The organism is Flavobacteriales bacterium, assembly GCA_013001705.1.
Lineage (GTDB): Bacteria > Bacteroidota > Bacteroidia > Flavobacteriales_D > JABDKJ01 > JABDLZ01.
The window spans coordinates 1-5,795 of record JABDLZ010000253.1; the positions used below are offsets into that span (position 1 = coordinate 1).

4 protein-coding genes are annotated in these 5,795 nt (G+C 49.4%); 3 read left to right on the forward strand and 1 reads right to left on the reverse strand.

The window, feature by feature from the left end; all coding sequences use genetic code 11:
* Positions 1-436: 436 nt before the first annotated feature.
* Complete coding sequence (locus HKN79_10175) at positions 437-1,300, forward strand: hypothetical protein (GenBank protein ID NNC83933.1); 864 nt, start codon at positions 437-439, stop codon at positions 1,298-1,300.
* A gap of 312 nt (positions 1,301-1,612) precedes the next feature.
* Here the strand turns inward: HKN79_10175 and HKN79_10180 are convergent, their stop codons facing one another.
* Positions 1,613-2,443 (reverse strand): DoxX family membrane protein, encoded by an 831-nt coding sequence (locus HKN79_10180; protein ID NNC83934.1) that lies wholly within the window; start codon positions 2,441-2,443, stop codon positions 1,613-1,615.
* A 129-nt stretch (positions 2,444-2,572) separates the two neighbouring features.
* Here HKN79_10180 and HKN79_10185 point away from each other — a divergent pair, with 129 nt between their 5' ends.
* Both HKN79_10185 and HKN79_10190 read left to right on the forward strand, forming a co-directional pair.
* Positions 2,573-5,095, forward strand: a complete 2,523-nt coding sequence (locus tag HKN79_10185) for a T9SS type A sorting domain-containing protein (GenBank protein ID NNC83935.1) — start codon at positions 2,573-2,575, stop codon at positions 5,093-5,095.
* 5 nt (positions 5,096-5,100) lie between these two features.
* Positions 5,101-5,795, forward strand: a 695-nt coding sequence (locus HKN79_10190) for a hypothetical protein (protein ID NNC83936.1), incomplete at its 3' end; no start/stop codon positions are given.

The window sequence follows — 5,795 nt, forward strand, 5'->3', positions numbered from 1 at the left end:
GGTCTATATAGATACGATAATAATGTCCGTTGATCTGCGAATGGAACTCGATGCTGGTATCCCCCACGCTGAACCGATCGGCAGTCGAGACTTTTATATTCTGGGCCACACAGGATGGAGAATACAGCAAGACTGACAAGAACAGGACGATATGGATGAAAAGACTCCTCATCAGCAGCCCTTCGAAGATAATCAGGTATGGGAATGAAGAGTTGTAGGAATGATGAATGGATATGCCTGCTGTTCAAGCGTGGTATTTAGGCCAGCTCAGAAGATAAAAGCAAATAGCTTTAGCTCAAAAGGCAAATCAAAACAACGGCCTAGTTTCTATTCAATCGCTCTCATCTTCCTATCACCACTGTTCATAAGCCATGGACTGTCTTCAATATCTATACATCTTCTTGCGTTATTTCGAAATAGCTAGCAAGAATAGACTATGAGAATCACTGTACTACTCATCGCTCTCTGTTGTCTGATAGATATCCAGGCACAGAACCGCTCACAAGAACTTCTCTTCACTGCTGGTCCGAATTATCGCAGTTCGGGATGGCTCATCGGATTGGGGGTGTCGACCATGTGGGGACAACAGGACCACGAGATCGAATTCCTGGCCATCCCAGACTCTCCCGATGCCGGCTCGTATCTAGGCACCTTCCCTCCTAAAGGACGGATCGGTCTCCATGCAGAATTCGGTATGTTCTGGCTTACCGAGAATTCCTTCTTTGACTATGTGGATGCCACGGTCTCCTACAAGCAACATCTAGGTACCGAAGAATTCACGGCCCTCAAGCAGCCCAACTCTCTGGATACACTACCTGATATGCTGGCCGGGCAAGGAGAGTTCACTCAGGATATGGTCGCTCTCAATGTGAATCTGAACAAGGCCTTTCCATTCAAGACCCATTGGTACGGTCTGGCCGGTATAGGGGCGGATATAGAATATCGCATCATCAATTCTGCCAGCTATGATATTAGCTATCCCGGACTCAATATGCTGCCGCCTGATGAATCCTTATATGCCCATTTCCATGTGAAGGCCGGTGTGGGCTATAAGACCAGCGCCCGGTCCTGGTTGAGTCTGACTGCCGAGACACCCATTGAGAACATTGTTCCCTTCAACGGTATCGAATCCCGCAAGACGGTCTTCAACTCGAAGTATCGGCCTGTACTGATCACACTTCGCTATCAGTGGCTCCGCAAGCGCCCCAATCGTGAATGTCCGACAGGCCCTAAGAAGCAGAACCTCAAGAAGAAGGGTAAAGGAGGACGCTCGAAGATGAAGGATGGGCAGATCAGGTGATGAAAGAATGAGGAATGATGGATCGGGGTATTGATTATTTGGCTTTTAAACACACCCCGACACATCCTTCAGATGCGTTTTCCCCTCTCGAGAGGGGATTGAGATGGCCAGTGCGTTGAAGGGGTGTGTTCTCTCGAGATGGATGAGGTCTTATTCCAGAATCAAAATTCAAGACTACAAAGGTCATTATGGTGTATGAGTGGAAAGATAGACGGGTCCATGAGTCTGTCGTAGGATGGCGAGTCCGAAGATCCATCTGCGAAATCGGGGCATTTCGACAAACTCAATTTCCTTCTCATTTGTAGTCGTTCCTCACAAACTATCCAATCTCAACTCCAAACTCTTCAGATCAAGTGTGATAGTATACTCACCTTCTTTAGGGATAAATGCCTTGACATTCTGGGTATTTCCTTGAGAATCTATGTCCAATCGGGTCTCCAGCGGAAAGGTAGGTTCATTAGATTCTATGACCCCCAGGTTGATATCCCAAGCCTCATTGACCGCTACTTTGAATTCGATGGGTCCGGGAGCTAGATCCACCTCTAATCGATAGATGCTATCCCCTACCAGGCTCATCTTGTCACTTGCTGGATCCCAATCGTTGAATGTGCCCGGTAAAGCCAGACTTTCGATAGTCACCCCTTCGCTATCAGCCGACTCTGGTTCGAGCGTCCCTTGTGAGATAGTATAAATGGCTAGAATACCTGCCACTCCAATACCTATCCATTTTCCCCAACTCTTCAACAGGTGATCCAAGCTCATCCTGCCCGCACCTATCGCCAATAAGACTACATAGGACCAGAGGTACCCTTGAGCTACATGGATTCCAATGAAAGGTGTAGTATCCTGGGAGGAGAAGGCGGCAACAGCCATGGTGATCGCCAAAAAGAAAGCGGCAGGACGTGTGAGTAGTCCCAATGTGATCAGAATGCCTCCGGCAAATTCGGTATAGCTGGCCAGACCCGCCATGAACTCGGGCATGGGCATCCAAGAAATGGCTTCCACCTGCTCTGTCATCCAATGGGGTAAGGGAATCTTACTCAATCCGGCTGATACCATACTCAGGCCTACATAAAGACGCATGAGTAAAAGGGAAACATGTCCCAAAAGACTGATCTCATCTACCTTTTCCAGTTGTTCCACATTCTCGGATTTTGTCCATTATTCTACTGAGCTTTCGAATATAGAAGTAATGTCAGAGTTGGAATTACCAATCCATTCATTGCATGCAATTGTTCTATCCAGAGGCACCCACATATCTATCTTCGCCCTATGAAATCATCGGTAGGTACTTTTTGTCTTTTCAGTATAGTCATAGTTCTCATCTCCTGCTCCGAGAAAGAACCTCGATTCCGTACCGGTCCCGACTCGGTAGAGATGCTCCCGAGTGACCATATGTATGCCCAGAGGGCCTACCCCAACGGTATCGATCAAAAGGCAATCGATGCAGCTTGGGAACAGCGCAGGGCCATTCTGAAATCCGGTGAAGGAAAAAGCCAAGGTGTCTGGCAACAAGAAGGTCCGCTCAATATCGGTGGGCGCATCACCGACATCGCCATCTCACCTGTGGATGACAACACTTTCTTCATCGGGTGTGCCGTAGGTGGAGTTTTTCGGACTACAGACAGAGGTGAAAGTTGGACACCGGTCTTCGACACGGCCGGTCGGCCTAGTATCGGTGATGTGACCATCGCTCCTTCTGATCCGGACCGCGTCTATGTGGGTACAGGTGAAGCAAACGGTTCTGGCACTTCTGGGGCATTCTTCGGGGATGGAGTATGGCGATCAGATGATGGCGGAGATACCTGGCAAGAGGCAGGTCTACCTGATTCACAACATATCGGTCGATTGGTCGTGCATCCTACAGACCCGGATAAGGTCTTTGCGGCTACTACGGGTCTGCTCTACGGAACAAGCCCTACTCGAGGTCTCTACCGCACCGCTGATGGAGGTGCCAATTGGGAACAAGTGCTCTTCGTTACAGATAGCACAGCCTGTATCGATGTGGTCATGGACCCGGTCAATACGGACATCATCTATGCTTCTACCTGGGAACGCAGAAGAAGACCTTGGGGAAGAGTCTATGGAGGGGTGACCTCACGTGTGTACCGTAGTGCTGACGGAGGAGATACCTGGCAACAATTGACCAATGGGCTGCCTGAAGACGATACGCAGACGGGTCGCATCGGTCTGGCTATCTCGGCCACTGACCCGAATGTAGTCTACGCCAGCTATACGACCAACGCCATCACCAATGTTTATGCTGGACTCTACAGGAGCAACGATGGTGGAGAGAACTGGACCTTGGCAGAATACGATGACATCAGTGATGTCAACTCCTCCTTTGGATGGTATTTCGGCAACATTCGCGTCAATCCGCATGATATCAATGACATCTATGTACTCGGTCAGAAGCTTTATCGCACGCAGAACAATGCAGTCACTTGGACACAGGACAATCAGATGCACGTGGATTTCCATGCCATGGAATGGTCAGCACAAGATCCCAATATGGTCCTCTGTGGCACCGATGGCGGGCTCTATATCTCTGAGAACAATGGAGTGACCTGGGAGCATTTCGAGAACCTACCTATCACGCAGTTCTACCAGATAGAGGTAGATGAGAGCTGGCCGGGAGAGCTCTATGGAGGTACTCAGGATAATAACACACTGCGCACCTTGTCCGGTGAACTGGATGATTACGAAGCCATACTCGGTGGTGATGGATTCCATGTCAACGTGGACCCGGAGGACAACAGCTATGTCTATGCTGAATATCAATGGGGAAACCTCTTCCGCTCGGATAACAATGCCATTTCTATGGACTATGCCATCGATGATATCGACCAGGCCGATCGCACCAACTGGAATACCCCGGTCATCCTGTCTACATATGATCCGAGCGTGGTCTACTATGGAAGCAATCGACTTTGGCGCTCGGATGATCGTGCCCTCAGCTGGTCTGTCATCTCACCCGACCTTACCCAGGGTCAACATCCAAGTGGATCGGGATCCTATGGGACCTTGACGACCCTGGCCGCAAGTTCTCAGAATCAAGATGTGATCTATACAGGAAGTGATGACGGGATGGTGCACGTGACCTTCAACGGTGGTGGTGACTGGGAAATGATCTCTGCTGACCTGCCAGATCGCTATGTCACCGGTCTTGCCATTCACCCGGACGATGACCAAGTAGCATACGTCACCTTCTCTGGATTCAGGAATACCGATTACACTCCACATGTCTTCAAGACCATCAACGGTGGCCAATCATGGATGGATATCAGCGGAAACCTACCCAATATACCGGTGAATGACATCCTGTTGCAGGCAGAACCGTCACGTCTCTATGTGGCCACGGATATGGGAGTGTGGTTTTCCGAAGACGATGGTCTAAGTTGGTCGATATTGGGAGAGAACCTCCCTCCTACTATCATGAGTCATCTCCAACTTCATGAGATGACGAATACCTTGTATATCGGCACCTTCGGTCGTTCGATCTACAGTTTCGACCTGGCGCAGATCGATGCGATCGGTCTGGAAGAATCGGAGTCCACTCAAGAAGTACTCCTTTACCCAAATCCGACCGCAGAACAGATCACCATACGATCGGATCAACACCTCCAGGAATCCTATGTCATACGCGACATTCAGGGTAAGGCCGTGAAGTCAGGCATACTCAATGGCCCGAACAATGAGATCGGTATACATGACCTGGCTGATGGGTCCTACACCATGCACATCGGAGAAGGTCTTGAGATGCAGATCAAGCGATTCACCGTCATCAAAAACTGAGGTCAATGCGAACACTCCTTCTCTCTTTCTTGATTGGAACTGCCTTCGCAGCCGGAGCGCAGAACGAATCCAGTGTGCACGTCACGGATTTCAATCTCTATTTTGGAAGCAATGGACAGGAGGCCAACACATTCACACAGAGTGACCTCATGGCCTTATCACCTGCGATTCAGGATGATTTGCTGTACCAAGAGGATGACTACTTCTCGAATGGATTCTCCAATGCTCCCAATTTCACTTTCAAAGCCATGATCGGCCTCAGATTCGATCAAAAGGGTACCGAAGCACTTAGGAATAACCCCACCTTACGTATCGGGATCACCTATGACCATGTCACCGCATTGGATTACTACCGGGGAAGTTCTGAGACTTACCGTATCGACACCCTCACTTCTTCACAGAACGGGAATCAGATTTATGTGGATTCAATAGCTAGACGGTCGGTATCTGTAGAGTACATCAGTGAGCGCTTTGCTCTGGACGCTTCTTTGATCTTCCGGACTTCCCAAGAAAAAAATCTGTCCTTCTATGCAGGTCTAGGGCTCAGTGCGGGACTAAGTTTCAATAACCGAACAGAGTACTTCGTCTATCAGTCGAGCAATCTGGATCAGGATGGTCTGAATTATGGTTTCGAGGCAGAGGAACGTGAAGGGCTCGTCACCGGGAACGAAGGGGGAATGGCCTTTGGGGCATATCTGCC